This is a genomic window from Bradyrhizobium sp., assembly GCF_030693485.1.
GTDB lineage: Bacteria > Pseudomonadota > Alphaproteobacteria > Rhizobiales > Xanthobacteraceae > Bradyrhizobium.
On record NZ_JAUYAN010000175.1, the window covers coordinates 1 to 2,884 of the forward strand.

3 protein-coding genes are annotated in these 2,884 nt (G+C 66.6%); 1 reads left to right on the forward strand and 2 read right to left on the reverse strand.

Going from position 1 to position 2,884, the window contains the following annotated elements:
• Together Q8N40_RS12695 and Q8N40_RS12700 are read right to left on the reverse strand one after the other, a co-directional pair.
• On the reverse strand, nucleotides 1-1,075 hold a 1,075-nt coding region (locus tag Q8N40_RS12695; RefSeq protein ID WP_305712069.1), incomplete at its 3' end, for a CaiB/BaiF CoA-transferase family protein.
• 52 nt (nucleotides 1,076-1,127) lie between these two features.
• Complete coding sequence (locus Q8N40_RS12700; RefSeq protein ID WP_305712070.1) at nucleotides 1,128-2,057, reverse strand: glycine/sarcosine/betaine reductase selenoprotein B family protein; 930 nt, start codon at nucleotides 2,055-2,057, stop codon at nucleotides 1,128-1,130.
• 96 nt (nucleotides 2,058-2,153) lie between these two features.
• Between Q8N40_RS12700 and Q8N40_RS12705 the strand changes: the two genes are divergently transcribed.
• On the forward strand, nucleotides 2,154-2,884 hold a 731-nt coding region (locus tag Q8N40_RS12705; RefSeq protein ID WP_305712071.1), incomplete at its 3' end, for an enoyl-CoA hydratase/isomerase family protein.

Genomic DNA, 2,884 nt, shown 5'->3' on the forward strand with positions numbered 1-2,884 from the left:
CATGGGCGAGCTGAAAACCGCTGCCGGCGAAGCGCAGCCGGCCATAGGGCGTATCGATCTCCTGGATGGCGCCGCGCGCCGCGATCTGCGGGTGATCGATCACCTCCTCGATCTTCCAGATGCTGGCGCAGGGCGCGCCCGCCGTTTCCAAAATCTTCTCCCACTCGCGTGGATCCTTTTTCGCGAGTGCTTGTTCGATGATGGCGCGCAGCGCCGGTTCGTTTTCCTGCCGCGCGAACCAGTCGACGAAGCGCGGGTCTTCCAGCGCGTCGGCGCGGCCGAGCGCGGTCATCAGCGCGCGGTACTGCTTCTCGCTGTTGACGGCGAGCAGCAGGTAGCCGTCGCCCGCCTTGAACAGATTGGCGGTCGACCGGCGGCTGACGGCCTGGTTGCCCGAGAGTTGCTGGCGATGGCCGGCGACGGTGTAGTCCGCCACCTGTCCCGACAGGAACGCCAGCGATGCCTCCAGCATCGAGACGTCGACCAACTGGCCCTTGCCGGTATGGGTGCGCTGGAACAGCGCGCTCGAGATGCCGAACGCCGCGGTCGCGCCCGACAGCACGTCGCAAACGGCAAAACCGGCGCGGGTCGGCCCGGTCTCCTCGTGGCCGGTGATCGCCATGATGCCCGACAGCGCCTGGATCTTGCCGTCATAGCCGGCGCCGGATCGTTCCGGGCCGGTCTGGCCGAAGCCCGAGACGGCGCAATAGATCAGTTTCGGATTGATCTGCGAGAGTGCTTCGTAGCCGATACCGAGCCGGTCCATCACGCCGGGACGAAAATTCTCCATCACCACGTCGGTCAATGCCGCGAGCTGCTTGACGATGGCGATCGCCTCCGGCTTCGAGAGGTCGAGCGTCAGGCTGCGCTTGTTGCCGTTGATCGCCTGCCAGCCCGGGGCGAGGCCGCGCTCGGCCCATTCGCGGCTGAGCGGGGTGCGGCGCATGTCCTCGCCCTCGCGGCGCTCTACCTTGATGACGTCGGCGCCGAGCAGCGCCAGCTGGTAGCTCGCATAGGGGCCAGCCAGCACCTGCGTGAAGTCGAGAATCTTCACGCCTTCGAACGGTCGGGTCATGTGGGCTTGCTCCTGCGCTTGCAATGACGACGGTGCGGACTGCGGCCCCGCTTCACGCCGCCCGGTTGCCGCGCGCAATTTCCTTCTGCCTGTCGAACTCGGCCCGGCGCCTCGCCAGTTCTTCCGGGCTCATCTGCGCGATATTGTTGTAGTCGAGCTTCCAGGCGGCATCCTCGCTCCAGCGCAGCGGCGACTGCATCGTGGTGCGGGCGCCGCAGGCCGTCTCCAGCAGACGCAGCGCCAGTTCCAGCGTCTCCGCCTGCGAGGCTACGTCGTGCGGCCTGCCGGCGGAGTTGCCGAGCGGGAAATCGGAGAACAGGAAGCGTGGCACCGCCGCGTGCTCGACGATGTCCTTGGCGCATCCCATCACCACGGTCGGAATGCCGTTGGCTTCGAGGTGGCGGGCCACCAGCGCGGAGGTCTGGTGGCAGACCGGGCAGTTCGGCACCAGCACGGCGACGTCGACCTTGTCGGCGAGGCAGCGGGCGAGGATGTCAGGCGCATCGGTATCGACGGTGACCCGGTGGCTGCGGTTGGTCGGCGCGCCGAAGAAGCGCGGCGCGACCTCGCCGATCCGCCCCGAAGCTTTTGCCTGCAGCAACTGCGGCAGCGGAAACCAGCTGTTGCTGTCGGTCGCCGAGGTGTGCTTGCGGTCGTAGCCGATATGCGAGATGCGCAAATCGTGCGGCTGCGAGGTGTCGCCGTCATAGACCTGGTAGAACTTGGCGCCGCCATTATAGGCGGCGCCGGGGCCCTGGTCGCCCTTGGCGGGATCATACGGCGCGGCGGTGGTGATGATGGTGACGCGCGACTGCGCCAGCGGCTTCTTGAGCGGCTGAAAGGGCGCATCGACATGGTGTGCCCAGCGGTAGGGCGTGGTGTAGCCGATCGCGGTGTAGTAGTCGCGGGTCCGCTGCATATAGGGGATCGGGGTATCGTAGTCAGGCGCAAAGCCGAGCTGGTCGTCGAGCGAGCCTGCCATGGTTGTGTCTCCCGCATTTCCACCGTTAGGATCAGACTAAGGATAGCGCGGTTCGGGTCAAGAAGTGATCTCATGAGTCTGCGACGGGAGTACGGGATGCGAGCCGATTTCGAGACGATCACGGTGGCCCGCCACGATGATCACATCCTGCTGGTCACGCTGAACCGGCCCGAAGCGTCGAACGCGCTTAACACGCGGATGGGGCTTGAGTTGGTGGACGTGTTCGAAACGTTCTCGATCGACCTGCAGGGCCTGCGCGCCGTTGTTATCACCGGCAGCGGCGACAAGGCGTTCTGTGCCGGCGGCGATCTCAGGGAGCGCAACGGCATGACGGATGCCAGCTGGCAGTCGCAGCATTTGATCTTCGAGCGCATGGCGCGGGCGCTGATGGCTTGTCCGGTCCCGCTGATCGCTGCCGTCAATGGGGCCGCCTATGGCGGCGGCTGCGAAATCGCGGCGGCGTCGGATTTTGTCTATGCCGCCAGCCATGCGCGCTTCGCCCTGACCGAGGTGACGCTCGGCATCATGCCGGGAACCGGCGGCACCCAGAACCTCGCCCGCGCCGTCGGCGAGCGGCGCGCCAAGGAACTGATCCTGTCGGGCCTGCCATTCAGCGCTGCCGAGGCGGAGGCATGGGGCCTGGTCAATCGCGTGGTCGAACCGGCCGGCCTGATGGAGGCTACGTTCGAAATCGCCCGGCGCATCGCCGCCAACGGGCCGATCGCGGTGCGGCAGGCCAAGCAGGCGATTCATCGCGGCCTGCAGATGTCAGTGTCGGACGGCATGGCCTTCGAGATCGAGGCGTACAACCGCCTGGTCCCCACCGC

Coding starts and splice junctions, on each gene's coding strand:
- Q8N40_RS12700 (WP_305712070.1), bottom strand. CDS start 2,057: ATGGCAGGCTCGCTCGACGACCAGCTCGGCTTTGCGCCTGACTACGAT.